Here is a 24475-nt window from a genome sequence, read left to right as displayed (position 1 = left end):
GAGGGCAACCGCGCCGCTCTAGGGTGATCTACGTTACAACGTTGGATGATCCGAGAGTGATGAACGAGGAGCTGAGCCAGTGCCTTATCGACGACGAACAGCACGTACCGCCGCCGCTGTCCTGGCGGGAGCCGTGGCGCTGTCGCTGACGGCGGGATCCGTGTCCGCTGATCCGCAGCAGGGCCATCAGCTGGAGGCCTTGGACCGCGGCCTGGTCGCCGTCGGGACCGACGACGGCGTCTTCCTCAGCTGGCGACTGCTGGGTGACGAGGTGAGCGGTCATACCGGCCATGGGATGAAGGGGCCGAACTTCCATGTCCTGCGTGACGGGCAGCGGATCGCCACCGTCAACGACTCCACCAACTTCCACGACGCGCACGGCGACGCAGAGGCCGTCTACACCGTCACCCCGGTCGGCAACGCACCGCACAACGGCCCCGACGGTGAGGCCGAGGTCTGGGCCGAGGGCCACTACGATCTGCCGCTGGACAAGCCTGAGGGCGGCGTCACTCCGGCAGGGGAGGAGTACGAGTACCACGCGAACGACGTCTCCGTCGGGGACGTCACTGGCGACGGGCGCTATGAGTTCATCGTGAAATGGGACCCCAGCAACTCCAAGGACGTCTCTCAGGTGGGCTACACCGGGGAGGTCTACGTGGACACCTACACTCTCGACGGTGAGCTGCTGAACCGCATCGAGCTGGGCCCCAACATCCGCGCCGGCGCCCATTACACGCAGTTCCTGGTCTACGACTTCGACGGCGACGGCACCTCCGAGATCATGATGAAGACCGCCCCGGGCACCGTGGCCGGCGACGGCGAGCACGTCTCGATGCCGCAGGCCGACCTCGACGCGGGATACAGCCACGAGGATGACTACCGGCTCAGCGCGGAGGACTACTACGAGCATGTGGTCGAGATGCTCCGCGGCTGGCACGAGCATCCGGAGGTGGTCTCCGGCCAGTGGCCGGAGACCCTGGAGGAGGCCTTCGGCGAGGAGCCCTCCCACGAGTATCCGCTCAGCGACGCGGATGCCCGCGAGCTGGCCGACCACTTCATCGACGACTACGCGCCCGAGCGCAGCGATCGCAACGACCTGCGCAATTTCGAGGGCTTCATCGTCCACGGCCCCGAGTACCTGACGGTCTTCGACGGTGAGTCGGGTGCTGAGCTGGACACGGTGGAGTACACGCCCGAGCGTGGCGACGACGGGCTGATGTGGGGCGACTATGCGATGTCCCGCATCGAGCCGGGCAACCGGGTGGACCGTTTCCTGGCCGGTGTGGCCTACCTGGACGGCCAGGCGCCGTCGGCCGTCTTCGCCCGTGGGTACTACACCCGCTCAGCGGCCGCGGCGTACGACTTCGACGGCGAGCAGATCACCGAGCGGTGGGTGGCCGACTCCGGGCATGTGCCGATGGACAACCCCTTCGACGCCGGGCCGCACGGCAGCCCCGGCACCGATCCCGAGCTGGGGGACTTCGCCGGCCAGGGCTTCCATTCGCTGAGCGTGGCCGACGTCGACGGCGACGGCAACCAGGAGATCATCTACGGCTCCGCCACCCTGGACCACGACGGCAGCCTGCTCTACTCCTCCACCGACACTGGGCATCCCGACAGCCCGATCGCCGGGCAGGAGGCTCCGCTGGGACATGGCGATGCGCTGCACGTGGGGCACTTCGACCCCTCACGCCCTGGCCAGGAGATCTTCTCCGTTCATGAGGCCGGACCCTGGGCGCCGTTCGGGTACGTGATGCGCGACGCCGCCACGGGAGACACCCTGTGGGGAGGCTACACGGGCACCGATGTGGGCCGCGGGATGGTCGGCGACATCGACCCGGACACCGCCGGCTACCACGCCTGGGCCTCCATCCCGCCGGGAGAGGACGACGGCGCCAGCGGACTGTGGACCGCCGACGGCGAGCAGATCGACGGTGCCGTCCCCGGCACGAACATGAACATCAGGTGGGCGGCGGACATGACCACCCAGCTGATCAGCGGCGACCGGGAGGCCACCCCGCGGATCGAGGACTGGCAGAACGGCACCCTGCTGGAGGCTGAGGGCACGCTGACGAACAACTACACCAAGGGGAACCCCTCCCTGGTGGCAGACGTCTTCGGCGACTGGCGCGAGGAGCTCGTGCTGCGCACCACGGACAGCGAGGCCCTGCGGATCCACACCTCCACCGAGGTGACCGACCGCCGCCTGTACACGCTGATGCATGACCCGCAGTACCGGGTCGGCGTCGCCTTCCAGCAGACCGCCTACAACCAGCCGACCTACCCGGACTTCTACTTGGGCCACCAGATCGACTGGAAGCAGGTGCCGATCCCGGACGGTCACTACCCGGCAGCCGACTGAGGTCGGAGCTGACGGAGTCGTTCCTCGCCAAGGGGGTGTCCGTGGTGCAGAATGAAGCACTACGGGCACCCGCTTGGCAGAGAAGGTGATCACGATGGCCGCGACCCCTGGCCTCGCCCCATTCACCCGCGTGGACGACGACGTCTGGATGACCACCGTCGACGGCGGCGTCACACCCCTGAACATCGGCCTGGTGGTCGGCACACGGCAGGCCGTGCTGATCGATCCCGGACCGGCCGAGGGCGACCATCGCGCCCTGCTGGCCGCCGTCCGAGATGTCACCGACGTGGAGCTGGTCGTGGTGAACACCCATGGCCATGGTGACCACATCGGGGCGAACGCCTTCCTGCGTGAACAGGGGGTGGAGATCATCTTGGCTCACCGCGATGCCGAGGTCGCCACCTCCACGCAGCTGCTGCAGGAGGGCCCGGTGTCTCTGGACATCGGCGGCATCGACGTCGTCGTCGAGCACCTGGGCCGTGGCCACACCGACGGCGACGTCGTCGTCGTGGTCCGCCGGGAGGGTCACGACGGCATCATGTTCTGCGGCGATCTGGTCCGCGAGGGCACGGATCCGAGCTTCCGCGACTCCCATCCCATGGAGTGGGTGCGTACCCTGGGCCGGATCTGGTCCATGGCCGGGAGCTTCTCCCGGATCATCCCGGGCCACGGCAGACCGGTCGACGCCGACTTCGTCGCCTCCATGCGACGGCGCATGCAGCAGGGGCACTCGGTATCCCAGCAGGCGCTGCGGGACGCGGTGAACGACGCCACCAAGGCGATCCCGATCCTGCCCTACGGCCCGGAAGAGTCCAGGGAACTCATCACCCGGCTGCGTGCGGGCCACTGATCCGATCCGCCCATGCTGATCAACAATCGCCGCCCCTCAGGGGAGGGACACGGGGAGCCGGACTTCCAGGTGAAGCTGAACTGGCTTTTCGTGATCCTCGCGGCCATGGTCATCTTCGGCCTGGCGATCTGGGCGAGCATCGACTGGCGGTCCTGAGCCCGAGGCCCCTGGATCAGACCTCGTAGAGGTGGGTGAACTGCGGGGGGACCGGATGGTCGGACTGCTGCGGCGCATGCAGGGACTGCCCGTGGTGCCGGCGACCGGCCTCGGCGTCGAAGAAGGTGATCCCGGCAGCGCAGAGCAGGAAGCCCGGTCCCACCGGCAGCAGGGTGCCGGCCAGCCAGTGCCAGCCGCTGGGGTCCTGAGCCGCCGTGCGGATCGCCTCCCAGCCGCCGGCGAAGAGCAGCGCAAGCCCGGCGGCCACGCAGAACACGACCCCCAGGAACCAGGCGAGGCCGGCGCCCGCCCCGACGGCGGTGTCATCCTCCAGGGTCACGGTGTTCCAGCGCTCGCCGGTGCGCATCACCAGCCAGCCGCCGAGGAGCCCCCAGAGCGCGACCACCAGATAGGCGGCGATGATGTCGGAGGCGAAGTGCCCGGTCATGAAGATCGCCGCCCCGGAGAAGACAGCGAGCAGCCCGGTGAACAGCCCGATGAAAGGGCGCTGGTGCGGGGCGCTGACCAGGAACACGGCGACGGCGGCGGCCGCGGCCAGTGTGGCGTGACCTGAGGGGAACGAGGCGACGTCCCACCACCACAGCTGCATGTTGGGGTCTGACATCGGCACATCCGGGTCCACCCGGTGGATCCACACGCCCTTCAGCGCCTGGGTGGTGATGTTCGCCCCCAGGAACACGGCCACTGCGATGCCGGCGCCCACGAAACGCTGGCGCAGCAGAGTGATGGCGAGGAAGATCACCCCGGCGATGATCGCCGTGACCGTCGGAGCCGCCCCCAGCACCTCACGCAGGGTGTCGTTCTGCAGCGGGCCCTGGGTGATGTTCCAGTACCGGGACTCCAGGGTGGCCTGCTCCAGCCACTGGCCCGTGGACGAGCGGATGAAGAACTCGTGCACCGCCACCAGGGTGAACGCGCACACCAGCATGCCCAACACCCAGAGCCAGGTGCGGCGTGCCGGCGGACGGGGGCGGGACGAGGCAGCGGACATGTGCACCAGTATCGCAGGCCGGCATCGCCAAGGTGCCTACACTGTGGCCATGACACGCCTGCCGGACCCCGAGGAGCTGCTCGACGACGCCGTCGTCGTCAGGCTGCCCATGCGCACTCGATTCCGCGGGCAGATCGTCCGCGAGGCGATGCTGCTGCGCGGTCCCGCCGGCTGGGCGGAGTTCGCGCCGTTCCCCGAGTACGCGGCCGCCGAGTCCGCGGCATGGCTGGACGCCGCCGTGGAAGCGGGCTGGCGCGGCTTGGGAACTCCTCGGCGCACCCACGTGCCGATCAACGCGACCATGCCGGCCGTCATGGCCGGAGAGGTCCCCGCGGTGCTGGAGCGCTACGGGCGACCGGAGACCATCCCCGCGGTGAAGATCAAGGTGGCAGAACCGGGACAGAGCCTCGCAGAGGACCTCGCCCGCATCCGTGAGGTCGCCCGCCTGGTGCCGCATGCCGGGCTGCGCGTGGACGCCAACGGCGGCTGGAGCCATGCGGAGGCGCTGCACGCGATCGAGACGATCGCCGCCGTCGTCGGCGAGCGGCTGGAGTATGCGGAGCAGCCGGTGGCCGGGGTGGAGCCGCTGGCCGTGCTGCGCGAAGAGCTGCACCGCCGGGGGGTGCCGGTCCGCCTGGCAGCTGACGAGGCCGTGCGCAAGGCCGAGGATCCCCTGCGCGTGGCCCGGCTGGGTGCGGCTGATCTCATCGTGGTCAAGGTTCCGCCGCTGGGCGGTGTGGGCCGGGCGGCGGAGGTGGTCCGTGCCTCCGGGCTGGACGCCGTGGTCTCTTCCGCTCTGGACACCTCCATCGGGCTGGCGGCCGGGCTGGCGCTGGCCGCCCGGTTGGACTCGCTGCCCTTCGCCTGCGGCTTGGGCACGGCGGCGCTCTTGGCCGCCGACATCGTCGATCACCCGCTGATCCCCCGGGAAGGGGCGCTGCCGGTGCCGCTGCGCGACGGCGTGGTGGTTGCTCCGGAGCCCGCGGAGCGACTGCTGGCCGAGCATCGGGTGGAGGGGGAGCGCCGGGCCTGGTGGGAGGAGCGGCTGCGGGCCGCCCACGCGGTGCTGGAGGAAGCGGCGTCTTAGGATTGGGGCATGCATTCCAGCCGGCGTCCCTTTCGCGAATTCGATGACTCCGAGGACGCCGAGGCCCTGCGTCTGGCCCGTCGGGTGGTCCGTGGCCTGAGTCTGAGCATGCGACATGTGGTGATCGCACCCGGCTCGCGGTCCGCACCGCTGGCCTACGCGCTGGCCGAGGCCGAGCAGCTGGGCGCCATCCGCCTGCATGTGCGCATCGACGAGCGCTCGGCAGCCTACACGGCGTTGGGCATCGCGCTGGACTCCGGGCGGCCCGCCGGGGTGGTGACCACCTCCGGGACCGCGGCCGGGAACCTGATGCCGGCGATGATGGAGGCCGACATGGCCGGGGTGCCGCTGGTGGCGATCACCGCCGATCGGCCCGAAGAGCTCCACGGCACCGGGGCGAACCAGACCACCTGGCAGCAGGGGATGTTCGCTGCCCGTGTGCGCGACGAGATCCACCTGGAGCAGGGGGAGGTCCGCTTGGAGCCGGTCTCCCGGGATGACCTGCTCTCCGCGGAGACCCAGGTGTCGCTGCTGATGCGGCAGGCCGCCGAGTCCCGTGGGAGGGGGCCGGGGCCGGTGCATCTGAACATCGGCTTCCGGGATCCGCTGATTCCGCGCTCACCCGACGGCGGGGCCCCGCCGCCTCCCCAGCGGTGGGCCCGCCGCCCCGTGCTCCCGGACTCGCCGGCCCGACCGGCCGAGCAGGGGCGAAGCAGCACCTTGCTGGACGGGCTCGACGCGCAGGAACGCGAAGCGGCCCGGGAGCAGATTCGGCGCAGCCTGCGAGCTGTGCAGGACATCGAGCCGGACGTGCGCACGGTGTTCGTGCTGGGACACGACGCCCCGGCGGAGGTGGCCCAGCTGGCCCTGGAACTGGGCCACCCACTGCTGGCCGAGCCGACGAGCGGATCGCGGCACGCCGATGCGGCAGTGCCTGCCTACCGGCTGCTGCTGCAGGCGCCCGAGACGAGCGCAGCCGGACGGCTGACCGCCTCGGTGCAGCGGGTGGTGGTGGCCGGGCGGCCGACGCTGTCCCGCCCCGTGCAGCGGCTGCTGGCCGCCGAGGGGGTTGACGTCGTCCAGTATCGACCCGCAGGGGTCGGCTGGCATGATGAGCGCCTGCCTCGTCCGGTGCAGGCAGACCCGCAGCGGATCCGGGAGTTCGCCGGCGCCCCGCCGCAGGGATGGTTGGAGGAGTGGTTGGCCCTGGGCCGAGGTGCTCAGCAGGTCGTCGACCGGGAGCTGGCGGAGGTGTCGGCCGGCGGACTGAGCTCGGTGCAGGTGGCGCAGGCGGTGGCGGAGACCGTCCGGACCCCGCTGCTTCTGGGGTCCTCCTCGGTGATCCGTGACGTCGACCTGTCAGCTCGGCTGGGCGAGCCAGGGCCTGCGCGGCTGTTCGCGCTGCGGGGCCTCTCCGGGATTGACGGCAACGTCTCGGCAGCCTCGGGCGTCTCGTTGTCCCGCGGGCATCGGGTGACGGCGCTGGTGGGGGACCTGACGTTCCTGCACGACCTCAACGCGCTGCTGCTGCCCTCCGGGGAGCAGGCGCCCAGCGTGGACGTGGTGGTGGTCAACGACGGCGGCGGGGCGATCTTCGACCAGCTGGAGCACGGCGAGGTGGGGCGACGTCCCGGGCAGGCAGATGCCGTGGAGCGGCTGTTCGGGACACCGCAGGCGGTGGATCTCGCCTCCCTGGCGGCCGGGTTCGCGGTGGAGCATCGGAGGGTCGAGACTCTGGACGAGCTGGGGCAGGCGCTCGCTCACCCGGACGACAGGCTCGGGCTGCGGATCATCGAGGTCCGCACCGATCGCCGGGGGCTGCGCGAGCTGCACGCCAGGATGAAGGAGGGCGTGGCCGGTCTGTGACGGGCGCAACGGTACAGCCGGCCCTCAGGACAGCAGCTGGACCGGGGTGGGGCAGTGGAGGAGGTCCACCGGACCACGGACCGGTGAAGGACGACGGCGTCGCGGCAGGGCGGAAAGCCCGACGGGGCGCTCCGATGGACGGACGTCAGGCGTGAGTCGGACTGCAGGCGCGCGGTGGCGACACGGTTCTCGAGGTGGGGCTGGTTTTGGTGGGGCTGGTTCTGGGGCCGGGCGTGCGGGTATCTCGAGGTGGCCATGGGATTTCAGCCGGTGATGTCGTCGGCACAGTGCCTGGAGGTTTCCCCCAGTGGTGGGTCCTGTCGGGTATGGGAGTCGATGATCCAGATCGCAGCGGGGGACTTCAACGTCGCATCCGGGGGCTTGGCAGGTGCCGTCGCGGAAGGTGATCGCATCGCGTAGACGGGCCGGTGCGTAGCGGCCCTGGTAGGTGACCGAGAGGATGTCGGCCTCATCTGCCGTGGGTCCCAGACCATCATCACCAGCAGCAGCACTAGCAGCCCCAGCTGCACCTGATCGGTCGGCGGGGTTCGGAGTGGGGCGATAGTAGGTCTGATACCAGTGGTGAAGACCCCGATCCTGGCCGGTGTTCTGGCTGGTGTTCTGGCTGGTGTTCTGGGTGAGGGTCTGGGCGGCGAGGTGGCGGGCGTCCTCGGCGGGAATGACCCATGTACGGTCTGCGCTGATCCCAGGGGCCTGGGAGTCACCGCTCAGGGTGGCCTCGGGGATCATGATCGCGATCTTCGCCTCGATCGAGGCACCCTCGACCCGACCATCGAGCAGCCAGGCGCAGAACAGATCCGCTTCCCGCTGAGACAACGTCCGAGTATCCCCAGCCTCTCTGACAGCATCAGCATCAGCATCAGCATCAGTACCAGCATCAGTACCGGCGTGGGTATGGGTGGCCGCTGCTGAGTCATGCGCCTGGTCGGGGAGGCATTCAGGACCGTCCTGGACCTGGATCGGTGGCTCCTCGATGGTGGTGCGTTCCAGCCCGTCGTGTTCCTCGACAGGGAAGGGCAGCGGTGCCTGACCATTAGTAGCCGGTGCCTGTGCCCTCGGCGGCGGGGCGCCTGCCCCGGCGGGGGTGGGGATGGGGGTGTTCTGTGCGCGGGCGACTGCCCGTAGCCGGTTGGCGATCGCTGCCGCGGCCACAGTGGGCAGTCGGGCTTCCAGGTAGCTCATCGCGTGATCATCGTGATGGATGCGTACCCAGCGATCAGCCCGGGAGGCGGCGCAGTCTGCGGCGTAGTGGGCGGGATCGAGTCGGGCGATGTAGCGGCGCAGCCATCCTCGCAGCTCACCTACGGTCATGCGGGCCGCAGCCGCCGCAGCGGCGGCATCCAGTGCCCCGAAGTGCTCGGCACGGATCAGGGTCATCGCGGCTCGGGCGATGGTGCGCATCCTGGGGGTGTCGATCTCCCCGGTGGTGTAGGCGGTCCAGGTGGTGGGCAGGCTGGTCCGGGTGGTGCGGGCAGCGGTGAGGATCCCAGAGGTCACTGCTTCGGTGGCGCCCAGGATCAGGGCGGCATCGCGCAGGGCGGCATCGCGGGCGGCGCGGCGTTGATGGAAGGCCAGTCCGGTGGCTAGGGCTTCACGCTCGCGCCGGTCCTGATAGGTCAGCAGGGTGGTGATCAGTGTTGCTTCGGCTCTCCGGGAGGCCAGCAGCAGGTCGAATCCGGTGGTGAGTTCGGGTTCAGCGTCCAGATGCGCGATCCGTGCAGGCAAGACGCCAGCGACGTCGTCGTCGCCGGCTCCTTCTCCCCTGCTGCTCCGGTGCTGGTGCTCCATGTCCTCCACGCTATCCACCCCCTATGACACACCTCGGAACGGGCCGTCGTCTTCCGTGATTCTCACGCTATGCGGCACCTCTGACGCGTACCTTTCTGCCCACGGGCGGTGACACCGCGCAGCCGGCCGCTGTGCCGCCGAGGCGCCGCCTCGCCGTCGGCAGACCTTGTGTCACGTCGCGCCCGAGCGAGATGGTCGTGCTGACGGGGATCATCATCCACGGCAGGAGGGCCGACATGTCATCCACCGCAGCAGTCACGGACACCGCCTCGGGCGAGCCCCAGAACCTCACGCAGAAGCTGATCCGATCGCATCTGCTCGAGGGTGAGCCGCGGGCGGGGGAGGAGATCGCCCTGGCCATCGACCAGACCCTGACTCAGGACGCTACCGGAACGATGGTGATGCTGGAGCTGGAGGCGATGGGTCTGGATCGAGTACGCACCGAGCTCTCTGCCCAATATGTGGACCACAACCTGCTTCAGACCGATGAGAAGAACCCGGAGGACCATCTGTTCCTGCAGTCCGGGGCCCGTCGCTTCGGCCTGTGGTTCTCCCGCGCAGGCAACGGAGTCTCCCACCCGGTCCACCAGGCGCACTTCGGTCGGCCCGGCGCAACCATGGTCGGATCCGACTCCCACACCTGCGCGGCTGGGGCGTTGGGGATGCTCGCCGTCGGCGTCGGTGGACTCGAGGTGGCCATGGCGATGGCGGGCGAGCCGCTGTACGTGACCATGCCCGAGGTCTGGGGCGTGGAGCTCACGGGCGACCTGCCGCCTTGGACCTCGGCCAAGGACGTCGTCCTGGAGATGCTCCGGCGCCACGGTGTCACCGGCGGGTCCCGCCGTGTCATCGAGTATCACGGCGACGGCGTCCGGACGCTCAGCGCGATGGACCGTCACGTGATCGCCAATATGGGTGCCGAGCTGGGCGCGACCACCAGCGTCTTCCCCGCTGACGACGAGGTGCGCCGATTCCTGGCAGAACGCGGCCGCGAGGACCAGTTCGTCCAGTGGGAGGCGGACGAGCAGGCGGACTACGACGTCACCGAGCACATCGACCTCTCCGCCCTGGAGCCGCTGATCGCCGCGCCGTCCTCGCCGGGGAATGTGACCCCGGTGCATGAGGTCGCCGGTGAGGAGGTCGACCAGGTCGTCGTGGGCTCCTCGGCGAACCCCGGGCTCCGTGACTTCGCCGTGGTCGCTGAGATCCTGCGCGGCCGGCAGATCGACCCGCGGGTCTCGCTGGACATCAATCCCTCATCCCGGGAGATCTATGCCGACATGGCCCGTGGCGGCTGGCTGTTGGACCTTATCTCCGCAGGCGGTCGCATCCACCAGTCCGGCTGCATGGGCTGCATCGGCATGGGGCAGGCGCCGGCAGTGGGTCGCAACAGCCTGCGCACCATGCCCCGGAACTTCCCCGGGCGCTCCGGCACGGATGAGGACTCCGTGTGGCTGTGCTCGCCGGAGACCGCGGCGGCCTCGGCGCTGACCGGGCGCATCACCGACCCTCGGACTCTGGAGGAGGAACGGGGCCTGAGCTGCCCGGTGCCCCGGATGCCGGAGGCTCCCACCGTCGACCGGCAGATGCTGGTGGCGCCCCTGCCCGCGGAGGAGGCTCGCGACGTCGAGCTGGTCAAGGGCAGCAACATCAGCGCGCTTCCCGAGTTCGACCCGCTGCCCGAAGATCTGGACGTGCCGGTGCTGCTGAAGGTCGGCGACGACGTCTCCACGGACGAGATCATGCCCGCCGGATCCCGCGTGCTGCCGTACCGCAGCAACATCCCCAAGATCAGCGAGTTCGTCTACATCCAGGTCGACCCCACCTACCCGGATCGGGCAGTGGCGGCCGACGGCGGCCACGCGATCCTCGGCGGAGTGAACTACGGGCAGGGCTCCTCCCGCGAGCATGCAGTGATCGCCCCGCGTCACCTGGGTCTGCGCGTGGTGATGGCCCGGTCCTTCGCGCGCATCCACTGGCAGAACCTGGCCAACTTCGGGGTGCTGGCGCTGGAGTGCGACGAGGACGTCTACGCCACCATGGCCCAGGGTGACAGGCTGCGGCTGCGGGGACTGCACGAGGCGCTGCGGGCCGGATCCGAGGTGCCGGCCGCCATCGTCAGCGGCGACGGGGACAGTGAGGGCGAGCGGCAGATCACGTTGCGTCACCGGCTCTCGCCCCGGCAGGTGGAGATGGTCCTGGTCGGCGGCCGGATCGCCCAGCGTGCGGCCGCTGAGGCCTGAGCGCCGGCTCAGCCGCTGGGGCTCAGTGCCCGGCGCCGAGCTTTCCTGCCATGCGCTGATGCATGGCTGCGCTGGCGCCGTCGAGCCCGGCGATCTCCACGTGCTTGCCGTACTTGGCATACTTCTCGCAGATCGCGTCCAGCGCCGCCACCGTGGAGGCGTCCCAGACCTCTGAGCTGAAGAGGTCGATGACCACATGGTCCGGGTCGTCCCGGTAGTGGAACTGGGTGTACAGGTCGTTGGACGAGGCGAAGAACAGCTGGCCCTTGACCTGATACTTGGCGACCTCCTCGCCGAAGTGCTCGTCCACGTGACGGGTCACCGTGGCCAGGTGGGCCACCCGGCGTGCGAAGAGGATCATCGCGGTCACCACGCCCAGGATGACGCCGATGGCCAGGTTGTGCGTCCACACGGTGGCGATCACGGTCACCAGCATGACCGCGGTCTCGCTCTTGGGCATCATGCGCAGGGTGGAGAGCCGGACGCTGTGCCAGTCGAAGGTCGCGACCGAGACGAAGATCATCACCGCCACGAGCGCACCCATCGGGATCAGCGCGACGATGTCGCCCAGGGCAACGGCGAGGATCAGGACGAACACACCGGCGCAGAAGGTGGAGATGCGGGTCCGGGCTCCGGAGGCCTTCACATTGATCATGGTCTGGCCCACCATCGCGCAGCCGCCCATGCCGCCGAAGAAGCCGGTGATGATGTTCGCCGCGCCCTGCCCCCAGGACTCGCGGACCTTCTCCGAGCGGGTGTCGGTGACGTCATCGACCAGCTTGGCTGTCATCAGGGATTCGAGCAGTCCCACCACGGCCATGCCGAGGGAGAACGGAGCGATGATCTGGAACGTCTCGAGGGTCAGCGGGACGTCAGGGATGAACAGCGAAGGCAGGGAGTCCGGGAGGTCGCCCTTGTCCCCCACGGTCGGCACGTTGAAGGCGAAAGCCACCGAGATGACGGTCAGCAGAATGATGGAGACCAGCGGAGCGGGCACGATCGTGGTGATCCGCGGCAGCAGGTAGATCACGATGAGCCCGACGGCCACCATCGGGTAGACCAGCCAGGGGACGCCGATGAGCTCGGGGAGCTGGGAGGTGAAGATCAGGATGGCCAGCGCATTGACGAAGCCGACCATGACGGAGCGCGGGATGAACCGCATGACCTTCGCGACGCCGAGGACGCCCAGCAGGACCTGGAAGATCCCGGCCAGGATCACGGCGGCGATGAAGTAGTCGATCCCATGGCTCTCGACCAGCGGTGCGATGACCAGTGCGGTGGCGGCTGTCGCGGCAGAGATCATGGCCGGCCGTCCGCCGAGGAAGGCGATGGCGACGGCCATGGTGAAAGAGGCGAACAGCCCGTATCGCGGGTCCACTCCGGCGATGAGGGAGAAGGCGATGGCTTCCGGGATCAGGGCCAGGGCCACGACGAGGCCTGCGAGGAGCTCGACCTTCAGCAGTCGGGGAGACTTCAGGGTCCGCAGGACTGACTGTCGGTCCTCCGGATGGGCGATGGACTCCTCCGGATGCGCGACGGCGGGTGAGGGTGCGGGGGCCATGGGGCTCCGTTCTGGGGTCGGGACACCGGTGTGTGCCACGTGCAGGGCACAGATGTGTCCGGCTCTTCAAGGGACGGCGGGGCGCGACACTGCGCCAGGTGTGATGGGCGAGGAGCGGCGGGCGGGGCACGCCCGGCTCACGCGAGACAACACTACCCTTACGTAAGGGAAGAGTCAGAATGATGTGAGAAGAGTCTCAGGTGCTGAGATGGGACTCCAGGTCCGCGAGCATCGCGTCAGCTTCTGCCAGGCTGCGCGCCAGGCGGGCACGTTCAGTCCGCAGGCGCTCCAGGGTCTCCGCGGCCTCCTGGCGTCGGCCCGCGTCCATGCCCTGCTCCCAGAGGGAGAGCACCTCGCCGATCTCGTCCAGGCTGAATCCCAGGGGTTTGAGCCTCCGGATGCGCAGCAGCCGCTGCAGGTCCTGTTCGGAGAAGAGGCGGTACCCCGCCTCGGTACGGCCGCTGGCCGGCAGCAGCCCGATGTCGCCATAGTGGCGTATGGAGCGCAGTGACAGCCCCGTCCGCTCGGCAAGTTCGCCGATGTGCATGGTTCTGTCGCCCTGCTGGTCCACCGTCGGCCTCCTGACGTGATGCCGGGCGCGTCCGGCATGTCGGGGTGAACTCTCACGTTGCGGTAGGTTCTCACGATAGATTCTGCCTCCCCGGGCGTCCAGCGCCGCGCGGACCTGGGAGGATGGCAGCAGCAGGCAGCGCCTCACAGACCTCTCAGGAAGGAGCGGGACATGTCGGTGACCGATCGCCCGGACGATTCACCAGGCGGACAGGCCGCACGGCGTCGGACCTTCGCCATCATCAGTCACCCGGACGCCGGAAAGTCCACGCTCACCGAGTCTCTGGCCCTGAACGCCCAGGCGATCGACGAGGCCGGGCACATCCACGGCAAGGCGGGACGGTCCGCCACGGTCTCGGACTGGATGGGCATGGAGAAGGAGCGTGGAATCTCCATCTCCTCGGCCTCCATGCAGCTCCAGCACCGTGACGTCGTGCTGAACCTCCTCGACACCCCCGGCCACGCGGACTTCTCGGAGGACACCTATCGTGTGCTGGCGGCTGTCGACGCCGCCGTCATGCTCATCGACGCGGCCAAAGGGCTGGAGCCGCAGACCATGAAGCTGTTCAGGGTCTGCCGGCACCGGAACATCCCGATCATCACGGTCATCAATAAATGGGACCGCCCCGGCAAAGAGGCGCTCGAGCTGATCGACGAGATCCGTGAGGAGACAGGACTGACACCCACTCCGGTCACCTGGCCGGTAGGCATCGCCGGGGACTTCCGCGGCTACGTGGAACGCGGCACCGGAGATCTCACGCTGATCCGCGCGACGCCGGGCGGCCGCCAGGCAGCGGAGGAGGAGCACCTGGACGCCGATCAGGTCGATCGGGTGGCGCAGGAGCTCCCCGAGCTCGCCGAGGCACTTGAGGAGTCCGAGCTGCTCGAGGCCTCGGGGGCAGACCATGACCAGGACACGTTCCTGGCCGGGATCTCCACACCGGTGTTCTTCGCCGCGGCGGTCCGCCATCTGGGAGTGCCCCGTCTGCTGGACGCCCTGACCGAGCTCGCCCCGCCGCCGGAGCCACGCCCCGACGTCGACGGCGCCCCGCGGCAGCTGGACGCGCCCTTCAGCGCCTTCACCTTCAAGATCCAGTCCGGAATGGACGCGGCCCACCGCGACCGGCTGGCCTTCGTGCGAGTCTGCTCCGGGGTCTTCCACCGGGGGATGACGGTGACCTCGGCGCGCACCGGACGGCCCTTCTCCATGAAGTACGCCCACCTGGCCTTCGGGCGCACCCGAGATGTCGTCGACGTCGCCTACCCGGGTGACGTGGTCGGCATCGTCAACGCCTCGGCCCTGCGGATCGGGGACACGCTCTTCGAGGCCGAACCCGTGGTGTACCCCCCGTTGCCGCGCTTCGCGCCCGAGCACTTCGCCGTGGCACGGCCGGCCGACATGGGAAGGATGAAGCAGTTTCGGCGCGGCGTCGACCAGCTGGAGGCCGAGGGCGTGATCCAGGTGCTGCGTTCCGAGCGGCGCGGCACCCACGTGCCCGTCCTGGCCGCGGTGGGCCCCATGCAGTTCGAGGTCGTCGAGCACCGGCTGCGTGAGGAGTTCCGCTCACCGTCGAAGCTCGAGCCTCTCGGGCACTCGCTGGCCCGCGCCACCGACACCGACTCGGCCGAGGAGCTGGCGGCGATGGCCGGGGTCGAGGTGCTGGAGCGCAGCGACGGTCAGCTGCTGGCGCTGTTCCGCGACCGCTGGCACCTGCTCGGCATCGAGCGCACCCGGAAGCATCTCACCCTGGAAGCCCTGGTGGCGGCGTGACCCACGAGCACGATCCGGCTGTCCGCAGGTCGCACGGGCGCCCCTGGGCGATCGTCACCGCCGGCTCGGTGGCCACCGTGATGAGCGCCCCCGGTCAGACTGCGGCCATCGCGGTCTTCACCGACCCGCTCATCGACGAGCTGGACATCACCCGCAACGCACTCTCCACCAGCTATATGGTGGCCACGTTGTTGGGAGCGTGCGCCCTGCCGTTCATCGGCCGCGCCCTGGACCGGTACGGCATCGGACGGGTGATGGTCGCGATCGGGCTGGTGTTCGGGGCGGTGCTGGTGGCATTGAGCCTGGTCACCGAGATCATCGGGCTCACACTGGGCTTCATCGGTGTCCGGATGGTCGGGCAGGGGGCTCTCGGACTGGCGGCCTCCACCGCGGTCGCGGTGCACATCACGCGGCGCCGCGGCCTGGCGATCGGCATCAAGACGGCGGTGGGGTCGGCCGGGATCGCCATGGCCCCGGTGCTGCTGGAGTGGATGATCCGCCACCTGGGCATGTCCACCGTCTGGCTGATCGAGGGCCTGCTGGTCTGGGCCGTGGTGATCCCTGTGGCGCTGTACTTCCGGCGGCTGCCGCGCCCGCTGGTCGAGCCGGAGCGCAGCCCGAGCTCCGGATCGATCTCCGCCGTGGCGCCGCAGCTGCACTGGACGGCGTCCCAGGCCGTCCGCGCTCCGATGTTCTGGATCATCACGGCGGGGGTCGCAGCCTCCGGGATGCTGGGAACCGGCTTGCAGTTCCATCAGATCGCGGCCCTCGGTGAGCGCGGGCTCAGCCCCACCGAGGCCGCCGCGAACTTCGTGCCGCAGGCGGTCGCGATGCTGGTGGTCACCATCGGTGTCGGAGGTCTGGCCGATCGGCTGGCGCCGAAGGTCGCGGTCGCCGCCTCCATGCTGCTGCTCGCGGGCTCGATGGCCTTTCTGACGCTGGTGACGGACCCCTGGACCGGGGTCATCTACGGGGCTCTCCTCGGGGCTTCCGGCGGAGCCGTACGCACAGTGGAGGCTGCCTCCTTCGCCAGGTACTTCGGCACGCTCCATCTGGGAGCGATCCGCGGGATCGTGACCACTGTGGCGGTGGGATCCACGGCTTTCGGCCCGGTGATGCTGTCGCTGGGGCTGGACCTGGTCGGTTCCTATGCGCTCACGGCGGCGATCCTCGCGGCCATTCCGGTGGTGGTGGGCGTGGCGGCGCTGTTCGCTCCGGAGCCGGATCGACAGGGTCAACCCACCGGCTGAGCCCTCAGCGCCCCGAGCATGGGGCGCAGCTTGGCCCAGGTCTCGGCGAGCTCCGACTCCGGCTCGGAGCCGGCCACGATTCCGCAGCCGGCATAGAGCCGCATGTGGCGTCGGTCCGCGGAGAGGATGCCGCCGCGCAGCGCGACGCCGAAGTCTGCGTTGCCCTGGCCGTCCACCCAGCCCACCGGCCCGGTGAAGGGTCCGCGGTCCAGGTCTTCCAGGCGAGCGATGAACTCGGCTGCCGTCGCCGTCGGTGTTCCGCAGATCGCGGCCGTGGGATGGGCCCGCTCGGCCACCAGCAGTGCAGGTGGGACCCGTGGCGCCACCGGCTCTGCCCCGACCCGGCCGCTGTCGGTGCAGTCCTTCACCAGCCTGCCGGTGACATCGGTGGAGAGGTGGTACACATTGGGCAGCCTCAGCACGGTCGGCGGGTTCTGCGCGCTGATGACCTCCACCACGGGCGCCAGCTGCGTCAGCAGGGACTGCACCGCGATCTCATGCTCCGTGCGTTGCTTCGGGTCCTCCATCAGTAGGACGCTGGCCTCATCAGTCGGCAGGGAGCCGTCCACGGTGCCCGCGAGCACGCGGGCGGCCATCCGCTCGCCACGCACTGTGACCAGCATCTCAGGGGTGGCGCCCAGCACCTCGCCCGCCCGGTAGATCCAGCAGTCGGAGTACTCACGGGTCAGCGCGGCCAGCACCGAGCCCGCGGAGAGCGGTGCGTCGGCGGTGACGACGACGTCGCGGCCCAGCACGAGCTTCTCCAGCCGGCGCTCCGCGATGGCCTGCACTCCGGCCTCCACGGCCTGCAGATAGTGCGAGACCGGGTGTGTGCCCTCCTGCAGGGCGGTCTCGGGGGCAGTCTCGGGGGCGGTGTCGGCGGCATCCTTGGCCGGAGCGAGGACGCCGTCCTCGATGCCGAGCCCATGGCGGTCCAGCACGGCCTCGACGGTGAGATCGCCCTCGGACTGTTCGCCGATGACGGTCACCCAGGTCCGGCCGGCGACTGAGCCGAGCACCAGTTCCGGGAGGACCAGCACCGAGTCTGCGGCAGAGTCGGAGGAGTAGGTGACCGAGGTGAACGCGGTGGGGCCGCAGCCGGGCACATCGCGCAGCTGCTCCGGACGCGGATCCTCTGTGATGCTCTCGAGCCGCCGTTCCCACCAGTGGGCGAGCTCGGCGAAGCGCTCGGAGCCGTGGGCGGCAGCGCGGTCCGCCACGCCCAGACCGATGATCCCTTCGCCATGGCGGACCCACGTGCCGCTGGGCTGGAGCCGGGGCAACAGGTCGGTCAGGGCGACGTCATCGGGGAGGGCGACCGTCACTGAGACGGCGCGCAGAGACTGGGCATGCATGGCGCTGGCCAGTCTATCGCCGAACCTGCCGCTGCCCGCCGTGCGCACCTCCGCTCGCGATCTGGGACAATGCTGGGGTGACTCAGGAGCAGCACGCCCAGGGCAACCGGGCTGATCTGGACAAGAAACCGGCCGACGTCGCCTCGATGTTCGACGAGGTCGCAGCCCGCTATGACCTCACCAACGATGTCCTGTCCTTCGGGCAGACGCGGCTGTGGCGCCGTCGACTGGTCGAGGCGCTGGACGTGAGACCGGGGGAGCGGGTCCTGGACCTGGCTGCTGGGACGGGCACCTCCACCGAGCCGTTCGTCGCCGCCGGCGCCGAGGCGATCGCCTGCGACTTCTCCCTCGGAATGCTCCAGGTGGGCAAGCGCCGCCGCCCGGACATGACGTTCGTCGCAGGCGACGCCATGGACCTGCCGTTCGCGGACGACACCTTCGACGCCGTCACCATCTCCTTCGGGCTGCGCAACGTCGCCGAGCCTCTGGCCGGGCTGGCCGAGATGCTGCGGGTGACCCGGCCGGGCGGCCGACTGGCCGTCATGGAGTTCTCCGATCCGACGTTCCGCCCGTTCAACCGGGTCTACAACGAGTACCTGATGCGCGCCCTGCCGTCGGTGGCCCGCGCGGTGTCCTCCAACCCGGAGGCCTATGTGTACCTGGCCGAGTCCATCCGTGCCTGGCCGGATCAGGAAGAGCTGGCTGCGCAGATCACCGGGGTCGGGTACTCGGATGTGAAGTACCGCAACCTCTCCGGCGGCATCGTGGCGATTCACCACGCCCGCAAGCTCGGTAGGCTGGACTCCGATGACTGAATCAGCAGCCGAGCCCCTGCCGTTGAGACTGCCGGCAGGGTTTGATGCCCTCGCCGACGACGAGCCCCTCGCCGCCGAGGTCTTCCGTGCCCTCGGAGAGGTGGAGGAGCGCCTGCTGCAGGCATTGTCCAGCTCAGACGGACTGGCCAACACGTCCGCCCGCTACCTGGCCGAGGCCGGTGGCAAGCGCATCCGTCCGCTGCTGACCATCCTCACCTCGCTGCTGGGCGACGGCCCGGACGTGCGCGTCCGCGAGGCCGCGGTCGTCATGGAGATGACGCATCTGGCCACGCTCTACCACGACGACGTGATGGACTCCGCCCCGGTGCGTCGTGGTGCCCCGGCCGCCCACGAGGTGTGGGGCAACTCGGTGGCCATCCTCACCGGAGACCTCATCCTGGCCCGCGCCTCCCAGCTGATGACCGCGATGGGCGACGAGGGAACCCGGGTGCAGGCCAGGACCTTCGAGCGCCTCGTCATGGGGCAGCTGCACGAGACGGTCGGTCCCCGCGAAGGCGATGACCCCCAGAAGCACTACCTCTCGGTCGTCGCCGACAAGACCGGCTCCCTGGTGGCCGCGGCGTCCCGGCTCGGCGCTACCTTCGGAGGCTGTGCGCCTGAGGTCGCAGACATGCTCAGCTCCTACGGGGAGGCTGTGGGAGTGGCCTTCCAGCTGGCCGACGACGTCATCGATCTCACCTCCGACGGCGAGACCTCCGGCAAGACACCGGGCACGGACCTCCGGGAGGGGATCCCCACCCTGCCGGTGCTGCTGCTCCGCGAGCGGGCCGCAGCCGGTGAGCAGGAGGCGTCCGAGACGCTGCGCCTGGTCGACGGCGACCTCGGCGAAGACGAGGCCCTTGCTGAGGCCGTGGCCGCCGTCGTCGCCCATCCGGTGACCCAGGACGCTTGGGATGTCGCCCATGCCTGGTCCTCGCAGGCCAAGGAGGCCCTGGCCGGGCTTCCGGACTCCACGGTGAAGACGGCGCTGCTCTCCTTCGCCGACGCCGTCGTCGACCGCGAGAGCTGATCAGCGGCGCTTCGCGGCCAGGACCTCGGACAGCGCTGCGGCGAGCTGCCGTGCCTTCGTGGCGCGGGTCTGGACCGCCACGGGATGGCGCACCTGCCGGTAGAGCATGTCATCGCTGTAGCGGGGAAACACGTGCAGGTGATAGTGCCAGACGTGCTGGTTGCCGGCAGGTTCGTTGTGCTGGCGCACTGAGGTGCCCTCGGGCTTCCAGGCCAGCTTCATCGCCAGCGCCACGTCCCGGGACATGATCCCGATGCGGGCCAGCAGGTGGTCGTCGAGGTCATAGAGCGCCTCCCGATGGGCGATCGGGCTGATCATCGCGTGCCCCTCATGGGGCCCGAAGCCGTCGCAGGCCATGAACACCATGAGCTCCTCGTCCTGGAAGACCAGGTCGGTGAGCTCGCATCGGTTATAGGGGTCGCTGACGTCACCGCGGGCCAGGTCGCAGAACGGGCAGGGATAGCCTTCCGGGGCGTGGGAGGTCCACAGCGGCATCAGTCCTCCTCGAAGGAGAACTCGAGCAGGTCGAGGATGAATTCGCTGACGGTGGCGTCCTCGTCGTTCCAGTGGTGCTGGGCGTTGCTGCGACGGCGGATCAGCGGGTCCGGGACGTCCAGGATGTCCAGGGGGATGCCCCATACCCAGCGCTCGTCCTCGTCCTCCAGGAACAGCAGGTGCCCGTCCTCGACTTCCAGCTCGTCAGGGTCGAAGAAGAAGTGGTAGGCCTCCATGAGCTCCTCGCAGCGGCCCAGGGCACGGTAGAACTCCTCGAGCACCAGAGGCAGCTCGACTCCCTCAGGGAGCTCTGCTTCGCGCAGTGCCGCCGCGAGATCCGCGGCGGAGTAGCCCTCCTCCGGGGTCCACTTCTCATCCAGGTACTTCGGGACCAGGTCCTTGAACTTCTCCACCAGCATCTCCGCCATGGGCGCCAGTCTACTGGGAGGTCAGCGCCTCCAGGGCCTCGGCCACCCGGTGCCGGGCGTTCGGGTCCAGGCCCTGCACGGGACGGGGCAGACAGTCCGCTGGGGCGAGCCCGAGATGCTCGGCCGCCGCCGCGGCGACCCGCAGGCTGCCATGCTCGGCGAACAGCGGCCACAGCGGTGCCAGGTGCGCATCATCGCCGGTGCGCACCAGGCGGGCCGCCGCTTCGGGCAGCACCCCACCGATCACAGAGAACCAGGCGTGGCAGCCGGCACGCAGGCCGCGTGCGGCCGAGGGGTCCCCGGAGATGCCGACGGTGACGTGCTGCGGAACGGCGGCGCGCACGGCGTCGACGACGTCCTGTGCCTCGACCGGATCAGCGGGGAGCGGCGGGATTTTGACCGAGGCAATGCCGTCCAGCGCGGCGATCCGGCCGTAGAGCGCCGGCGTGAACCGGAAGCCTGTGGTCGTGGGGTTGTCGTAGAGCACCACAGGCAGCTCTGTGTGCGTACAGACGGTGCGGAAGAGTTCGAACACCTCGTCGGCGGAGAGCGGCTGATAGGTGATCGGAGCAAGCAGCACCCCGTCCGCCCCGGCCTCCTCGGCGTCTCGGACGTGGTCCAGCACCGCAGAGGTGCGCAGCGCGCCCACCCCGGCCAGTACGGGGGTGCCTGCGGCGTGGGCGACGGCGAGCTCCACCACTCGGCGCCGTTCTGCCCGATCCAGGTAGGCATAGGACCCGGTGGAGCCCAGCATGGTCACGGAGTCCGCCCCGGCCTCGGCGGCGCGGGTGACCAGGTGCGCCACGGCCTCCTCGTCGAGGTGCTCGGCGGCACCTGGGCGGGTGCCGGAGCGACGCATCGGCGTCAGCGGGAAGGCGGAGAGTCCGGTCAGCGGGTGGGACGGCATGGCTCAGCCTCCCGGGAGCAGTCGGCGGGCCGAGGAGTCGGCGCCCAGGTGCTGACACAGTGCGTCCGCGGCAGCGTGTAAGGCGTCGTCGTCCAGCGGCTCGAGGGCGTCCAGGATGAACAGGGCGGCGGAGGTCGACGTCGTCAGCGCGGTTCGCCGACACTGCCTCCAGTTCCATCGGCGGCACGTGACTCCGACGTCGTCGCGCCACACCACTTCTCCCGGTGCCGGGTGGTCGATCACCGGTTCCCCGGCGGAAGCGGTCTCGAAGGACTCCTCGCCGGTGGCGCGCACCAGCATGGGTGGGCCCTGGTAGCGGTGCAGGTCCTCTCCGCCGAGCGGTACGCGGTGCAGCACGGAGACGGCGTTGTAGACATCGGTGAGTCGGTTGATCCGGGGGAGCCCGTCACCGGCGGCCCGACGAAGCAGCGCCTCGAGGCTGCTGGCCGTCTTCTTGGGTTTCGCGCCGAAGGCGCGGTAGGCCTCTCGCCAGGCCGCCACGTGCGGTACCTGCGAGGCGGGCTGGGAGGCGAGCTCCTCGCGGGCGGAGGACTCTGCCCGGCGCAGCAGCGCCTCGCTGGCCTCGTCGCCGGGACCGGCGTCCACGTCGTCGACGGTGAGCAGCAGTGCCCGGTAGTCGGGGCGCAGGGTGAAGACGTCTTCGGAGACGGCCGCGCCGGTCAACGGGTCCAGTGCCGTGTGGGGGTGATCCGTCATGGGGTTCCTTCCGAGCGGGGTTCGTGGACGGGTTCGTGGACGGCGAGCGAGAAGCGCGCAGTCGCCTCACCGACGCAGGCGTAGGAATGGGGCGCATCGCCGGGGAAGGCCAGGGCGTCACCGGGACCGAGGTGGTGGGGCTCGCCGTCGACCTCGAGGATCATCTCTCCCTCCAGCAGGTGCAGCAGCTCCCGGGTGCCGCGCAGATGGCGTTCGCTGCGGTGCACCTCGCCAGGACGCAGCGTCCAGTCCCACAGTTCGACGACGTCGGGTCGGTCACCGGAGGCCACCAGCACTCCGCGGCCTCCGTGCTCGCCCTGCCAGAGGGTCGCGCCTTCGCCGGCACGGGTGAGCTGCACCGGCCGCCGAGGCGGCTCCACCAGGGCAGGGAGCCCGGTGCCCAGTGCCTCGCTGAGCTTCAGCAGAGTGCCCAGGGTGGGGTTCGTCGAGCCCTGCTCGATGTTGACCACCATCCGGCGGCTGACCGCTGCCGCCTCGGCCAGCTGGTCCAAAGTCCAGCCGCGGTGCCGGCGTGCCGTCCGGATCCGTCGGCCCAGAGTCTGGTTCATGTCCACGCAGTGCACTTTACTGCACTGTCAGTGCATCCTGGTAGGCGGACCTCAGGGAGGATGTGAGTTCTCTCATGTTCGGCCGCATCCGGCCCCGTCGGGAACAGCCTGGGGCGAGTCGGCGTTGACCAATACGGCATACTGTTCTGTGGTATTCGCGCCGAAAGGAAGTCGTCCGTGACTGAGAACCCCCGCCAGCGGCCCCTCCGTGTGGCCATCATCGGCTCCGGTCCCGCCGGGGTGTACGCGGCGGACATCCTGTCGAAGTCGCAGAAGAAGAGCGACATCGAGTTCAGCATCGACCTCTTCGACCGGTATCCCGCCCCCTTCGGGCTCATCCGCTACGGCGTTGCCCCGGACCACCCGCGCATCAAGGGCATCATCAAGGCCCTGCACAAGGTGATGGACCGCGGCGACATCCGCCTGCTGGGCAATGTCGACGTCGGCACCGACCTCACGCTGGAGGATCTGCGCCGACACTACGACGCCGTCATCTTCGCCACCGGTGCGATCAGGGACGCCGACCTGGACATCCCCGGCATCGGGCTTGAGGGCTCCTTCGGCGCCGCGGACTTCGTGTCCTGGTACGACGGCCACCCTGACCATCCCCGTGAGTGGCCGCTGGAGGCCGAGACGGTCGCCGTGATCGGCAACGGGAACGTCGCCCTGGACGTCGCCCGGGTGCTCGCCAAGCACCCCGAGGACATGCTGGCCACCGAGATTCCGGAGAACGTGTACCAGGGCCTGCGGTCCTCCCCGGTGTCGGACGTCCACATCTTCGGGCGTCGCGGCCCGGCGCAGGTGAAGTTCACCCCGCTGGAACTGAGGGAGCTCTCGCACTGCCGCGACGTGGACATCGTCCTTGATGAGCAGGATTTCGAGTTCGACGCCGCCTCCGACGACGCCATCAAGTCGAACAACCAGGTCAAGACCATGGTCAACACCCTGGCGAACTGGCTCGTCGAGCAGGAGGAGCGCACCGAGCAGGCCACCCGCCGGATGCACATGCACTTCCTGCACCAGCCGGTCGAGATCCTCGAAGGGACCGGCGAGCAGGCCGGCAAGGTCGTGGGCGTGCGCTTCGAACGCATGGAGCTCGACGGCACCGGCAACGTCCGCGGCACCGGCGAGCTGGTCGACTACGAGTGCCAGGCCGTCTACCGTGCCATCGGCTACTTCGGCTCCCCGGTGGACGGTGTGCCCTTCGACGAGCGCCGCGGCGTCATCGTGAATGAGGCCGGCCGTGTCATGGAGGCTGGGCAGCACATCCCGGGCACCTACGCCACCGGCTGGATCAAGCGCGGCCCTGTGGGGCTGATCGGTCATACCAAGGGCGACGCCCTGGAGACCGTCGGCTGCCTGCTGGAGGATGTCCACCATCTGCCGGCCGCTGAGGACCCGCGCGAGGACGCCGTCGTCGAGCTGTTGGAGTCCCGTGGCGTGCGCTACACGACCTGGGAGGGCTGGATGCAGCTGGACGAGCACGAGCTGCGCCTGGGCCAGGAGGCCACGGCCAGCGGACCGGTGGAGCGCGAGCGTGTCAAGGTGGTTCCGCGTGACGAGATGGTCCGCATCTCCCGTGCCGTGCAGGCGAGGGTCTGATCAGGAGGGTCTGATCAGGA

21 protein-coding genes are annotated in these 24475 nt (G+C 69.5%); 11 read left to right on the top strand and 10 right to left on the bottom strand.

Annotated features, from left to right (window positions below; genetic code table 11):
* The first annotated feature begins 79 nt into the window (after positions 1-79).
* The 3 genes from HNR09_RS04575 to HNR09_RS04565 all read left to right on the top strand — a co-directional run bounded on the left by HNR09_RS04575 (position 80) and on the right by HNR09_RS04565 (position 3368).
* The gene (locus tag HNR09_RS04575) at positions 80-2362 is read left to right on the top strand and encodes a rhamnogalacturonan lyase (RefSeq protein WP_179540972.1); all 2283 of its coding nucleotides are present in this window, start codon (positions 80-82) and stop codon (positions 2360-2362) included.
* 94 nt (positions 2363-2456) lie between these two features.
* A complete protein-coding gene (locus HNR09_RS04570; protein WP_179540971.1) occupies positions 2457-3212 on the top strand; it encodes an MBL fold metallo-hydrolase in 756 nt (251 codons plus the stop codon).
* Between the two features lie 12 nt (positions 3213-3224).
* Positions 3225-3368 (top strand): hypothetical protein, encoded by a 144-nt coding sequence (locus HNR09_RS04565; RefSeq protein WP_179540970.1) that lies wholly within the window; start codon positions 3225-3227, stop codon positions 3366-3368.
* 16 nt (positions 3369-3384) lie between these two features.
* Here the strand turns inward: HNR09_RS04565 and HNR09_RS04560 are convergent, their stop codons facing one another.
* Positions 3385-4380 carry a phosphatase PAP2 family protein gene (locus tag HNR09_RS04560; protein ID WP_179540969.1) on the bottom strand — a complete coding sequence of 332 codons (996 nt, stop codon included), beginning with the start codon at positions 4378-4380 and terminating at the stop codon, positions 3385-3387.
* 49 nt (positions 4381-4429) lie between these two features.
* Here HNR09_RS04560 and HNR09_RS04555 point away from each other — a divergent pair, with 49 nt between their 5' ends.
* Together HNR09_RS04555 and menD are read left to right on the top strand one after the other, a co-directional pair.
* A complete protein-coding gene (locus HNR09_RS04555; protein ID WP_179540968.1) occupies positions 4430-5467 on the top strand; it encodes an o-succinylbenzoate synthase in 1038 nt (345 codons plus the stop codon).
* 9 nt (positions 5468-5476) lie between these two features.
* On the top strand, positions 5477-7333 hold the full coding sequence (gene menD, locus HNR09_RS04550) for a 2-succinyl-5-enolpyruvyl-6-hydroxy-3-cyclohexene-1-carboxylic-acid synthase (protein WP_179540967.1): 1857 nt from the start codon (positions 5477-5479) through the stop codon (positions 7331-7333).
* 24 nt (positions 7334-7357) lie between these two features.
* Here menD and HNR09_RS04545 read toward each other — a convergent pair whose 3' ends face one another.
* Positions 7358-9142 carry an HNH endonuclease signature motif containing protein gene (locus HNR09_RS04545; RefSeq protein ID WP_179540966.1) on the bottom strand — a complete coding sequence of 595 codons (1785 nt, stop codon included), beginning with the start codon at positions 9140-9142 and terminating at the stop codon, positions 7358-7360.
* 236 nt (positions 9143-9378) lie between these two features.
* On the opposite strand from HNR09_RS04545, the gene HNR09_RS04540 reads away from it, so the two are divergent.
* A complete protein-coding gene (locus HNR09_RS04540; RefSeq protein WP_179540965.1) occupies positions 9379-11385 on the top strand; it encodes an aconitate hydratase in 2007 nt (668 codons plus the stop codon).
* A gap of 22 nt (positions 11386-11407) precedes the next feature.
* Here HNR09_RS04540 and HNR09_RS04535 read toward each other — a convergent pair whose 3' ends face one another.
* Positions 11408-12946, bottom strand: a complete 1539-nt coding sequence (locus HNR09_RS04535; RefSeq protein ID WP_179540964.1) for a SulP family inorganic anion transporter — start codon at positions 12944-12946, stop codon at positions 11408-11410.
* A 196-nt stretch (positions 12947-13142) separates the two neighbouring features.
* On the bottom strand, positions 13143-13517 hold the full coding sequence (locus HNR09_RS04530; RefSeq protein WP_343047446.1) for a MerR family transcriptional regulator: 375 nt from the start codon (positions 13515-13517) through the stop codon (positions 13143-13145).
* A gap of 171 nt (positions 13518-13688) precedes the next feature.
* Between HNR09_RS04530 and HNR09_RS04525 the strand changes: the two genes are divergently transcribed.
* Both HNR09_RS04525 and HNR09_RS04520 read left to right on the top strand, forming a co-directional pair.
* Positions 13689-15287, top strand: coding sequence for a peptide chain release factor 3 (locus tag HNR09_RS04525; protein WP_179540963.1), 1599 nt, complete (start codon positions 13689-13691; stop codon positions 15285-15287).
* Positions 15284-16537 carry an MFS transporter gene (locus HNR09_RS04520; RefSeq protein WP_343047445.1) on the top strand — a complete coding sequence of 418 codons (1254 nt, stop codon included), beginning with the start codon at positions 15284-15286 and terminating at the stop codon, positions 16535-16537. Before HNR09_RS04525 ends, HNR09_RS04520 begins: the two co-directional genes overlap by 4 nt.
* Here HNR09_RS04520 and HNR09_RS04515 read toward each other — a convergent pair.
* Positions 16522-17892: an isochorismate synthase gene (locus tag HNR09_RS04515; RefSeq protein WP_179540962.1), complete on the bottom strand. Its 1371-nt coding sequence runs from the start codon at positions 17890-17892 to the stop codon at positions 16522-16524. The genes HNR09_RS04520 and HNR09_RS04515 overlap by 16 nt on opposite strands.
* A gap of 146 nt (positions 17893-18038) precedes the next feature.
* Here HNR09_RS04515 and HNR09_RS04510 point away from each other — a divergent pair, with 146 nt between their 5' ends.
* Together HNR09_RS04510 and HNR09_RS04505 are read left to right on the top strand one after the other, a co-directional pair.
* Positions 18039-18707, top strand: a complete 669-nt coding sequence (locus HNR09_RS04510; protein ID WP_179543009.1) for a demethylmenaquinone methyltransferase — start codon at positions 18039-18041, stop codon at positions 18705-18707.
* Positions 18700-19737, top strand: a complete 1038-nt coding sequence (locus HNR09_RS04505) for a polyprenyl synthetase family protein (RefSeq protein WP_179540961.1) — start codon at positions 18700-18702, stop codon at positions 19735-19737. The genes HNR09_RS04510 and HNR09_RS04505 overlap by 8 nt, the downstream gene beginning before the upstream one ends.
* Here HNR09_RS04505 and HNR09_RS04500 read toward each other — a convergent pair whose 3' ends face one another.
* The 5 genes from HNR09_RS04500 to HNR09_RS04480 are packed head-to-tail and all read right to left on the bottom strand — an operon-like array spanning position 19738 to position 22853.
* Positions 19738-20232: an HIT family protein gene (locus HNR09_RS04500; protein WP_179540960.1), complete on the bottom strand. Its 495-nt coding sequence runs from the start codon at positions 20230-20232 to the stop codon at positions 19738-19740.
* The gene (locus tag HNR09_RS04495; RefSeq protein WP_179540959.1) at positions 20232-20660 is read right to left on the bottom strand and encodes a hypothetical protein; all 429 of its coding nucleotides are present in this window, start codon (positions 20658-20660) and stop codon (positions 20232-20234) included. The genes HNR09_RS04500 and HNR09_RS04495 overlap by 1 nt, the downstream gene beginning before the upstream one ends.
* 10 nt (positions 20661-20670) lie before the next feature.
* Entirely contained in the window at positions 20671-21567 is an 897-nt protein-coding gene (locus HNR09_RS04490) for a dihydrodipicolinate synthase family protein (protein ID WP_179540958.1), read from the bottom strand.
* Between the two features lie 3 nt (positions 21568-21570).
* Complete coding sequence (locus HNR09_RS04485; protein ID WP_179540957.1) at positions 21571-22284, bottom strand: B3/B4 domain-containing protein; 714 nt, start codon at positions 22282-22284, stop codon at positions 21571-21573.
* Entirely contained in the window at positions 22281-22853 is a 573-nt protein-coding gene (locus HNR09_RS04480) for a helix-turn-helix domain-containing protein (RefSeq protein WP_179540956.1), read from the bottom strand. The genes HNR09_RS04485 and HNR09_RS04480 overlap by 4 nt, the downstream gene beginning before the upstream one ends.
* A gap of 177 nt (positions 22854-23030) precedes the next feature.
* Between HNR09_RS04480 and HNR09_RS04475 the strand changes: the two genes are divergently transcribed.
* The gene (locus tag HNR09_RS04475; protein ID WP_179540955.1) at positions 23031-24455 is read left to right on the top strand and encodes an FAD-dependent oxidoreductase; all 1425 of its coding nucleotides are present in this window, start codon (positions 23031-23033) and stop codon (positions 24453-24455) included.
* Positions 24456-24475: the final 20 nt, after the last annotated feature.

This window comes from Nesterenkonia xinjiangensis (assembly GCF_013410745.1).
GTDB lineage: Bacteria > Actinomycetota > Actinomycetes > Actinomycetales > Micrococcaceae > Nesterenkonia > Nesterenkonia xinjiangensis.
Note: the sequence above shows the minus strand (reverse complement) of the source record. Positions and strands in the feature narration are given on the sequence as shown.

Bases quoted from the DNA above. Each gene is read 5' to 3' on its own strand.
- HNR09_RS04515 (WP_179540962.1), bottom strand. From the start codon at position 17,892: ATGCATGCCCAGTCTCTGCGCGCCGTCTCAGTGACGGTCGCCCTCCCC.
- HNR09_RS04565 (WP_179540970.1), top strand. From the start codon at position 3,225: ATGCTGATCAACAATCGCCGCCCCTCAGGGGAGGGACACGGGGAGCCG.
- menD (WP_179540967.1), top strand. From the start codon at position 5,477: ATGCATTCCAGCCGGCGTCCCTTTCGCGAATTCGATGACTCCGAGGAC.
- HNR09_RS04535 (WP_179540964.1), bottom strand. From the start codon at position 12,946: ATGGCCCCCGCACCCTCACCCGCCGTCGCGCATCCGGAGGAGTCCATC.
- HNR09_RS04555 (WP_179540968.1), top strand. From the start codon at position 4,430: ATGACACGCCTGCCGGACCCCGAGGAGCTGCTCGACGACGCCGTCGTC.
- HNR09_RS04500 (WP_179540960.1), bottom strand. From the start codon at position 20,232: ATGCCGCTGTGGACCTCCCACGCCCCGGAAGGCTATCCCTGCCCGTTC.
- HNR09_RS04560 (WP_179540969.1), bottom strand. From the start codon at position 4,380: ATGTCCGCTGCCTCGTCCCGCCCCCGTCCGCCGGCACGCCGCACCTGG.
- HNR09_RS04570 (WP_179540971.1), top strand. From the start codon at position 2,457: ATGGCCGCGACCCCTGGCCTCGCCCCATTCACCCGCGTGGACGACGAC.
- HNR09_RS04480 (WP_179540956.1), bottom strand. From the start codon at position 22,853: ATGAACCAGACTCTGGGCCGACGGATCCGGACGGCACGCCGGCACCGC.
- HNR09_RS04485 (WP_179540957.1), bottom strand. From the start codon at position 22,284: ATGACGGATCACCCCCACACGGCACTGGACCCGTTGACCGGCGCGGCC.
- HNR09_RS04525 (WP_179540963.1), top strand. From the start codon at position 13,689: ATGTCGGTGACCGATCGCCCGGACGATTCACCAGGCGGACAGGCCGCA.
- HNR09_RS04545 (WP_179540966.1), bottom strand. From the start codon at position 9,142: ATGGAGCACCAGCACCGGAGCAGCAGGGGAGAAGGAGCCGGCGACGAC.
- HNR09_RS04510 (WP_179543009.1), top strand. From the start codon at position 18,039: ATGTTCGACGAGGTCGCAGCCCGCTATGACCTCACCAACGATGTCCTG.
- HNR09_RS04540 (WP_179540965.1), top strand. From the start codon at position 9,379: ATGTCATCCACCGCAGCAGTCACGGACACCGCCTCGGGCGAGCCCCAG.
- HNR09_RS04490 (WP_179540958.1), bottom strand. From the start codon at position 21,567: ATGCCGTCCCACCCGCTGACCGGACTCTCCGCCTTCCCGCTGACGCCG.
- HNR09_RS04505 (WP_179540961.1), top strand. From the start codon at position 18,700: ATGACTGAATCAGCAGCCGAGCCCCTGCCGTTGAGACTGCCGGCAGGG.
- HNR09_RS04495 (WP_179540959.1), bottom strand. From the start codon at position 20,660: ATGGCGGAGATGCTGGTGGAGAAGTTCAAGGACCTGGTCCCGAAGTAC.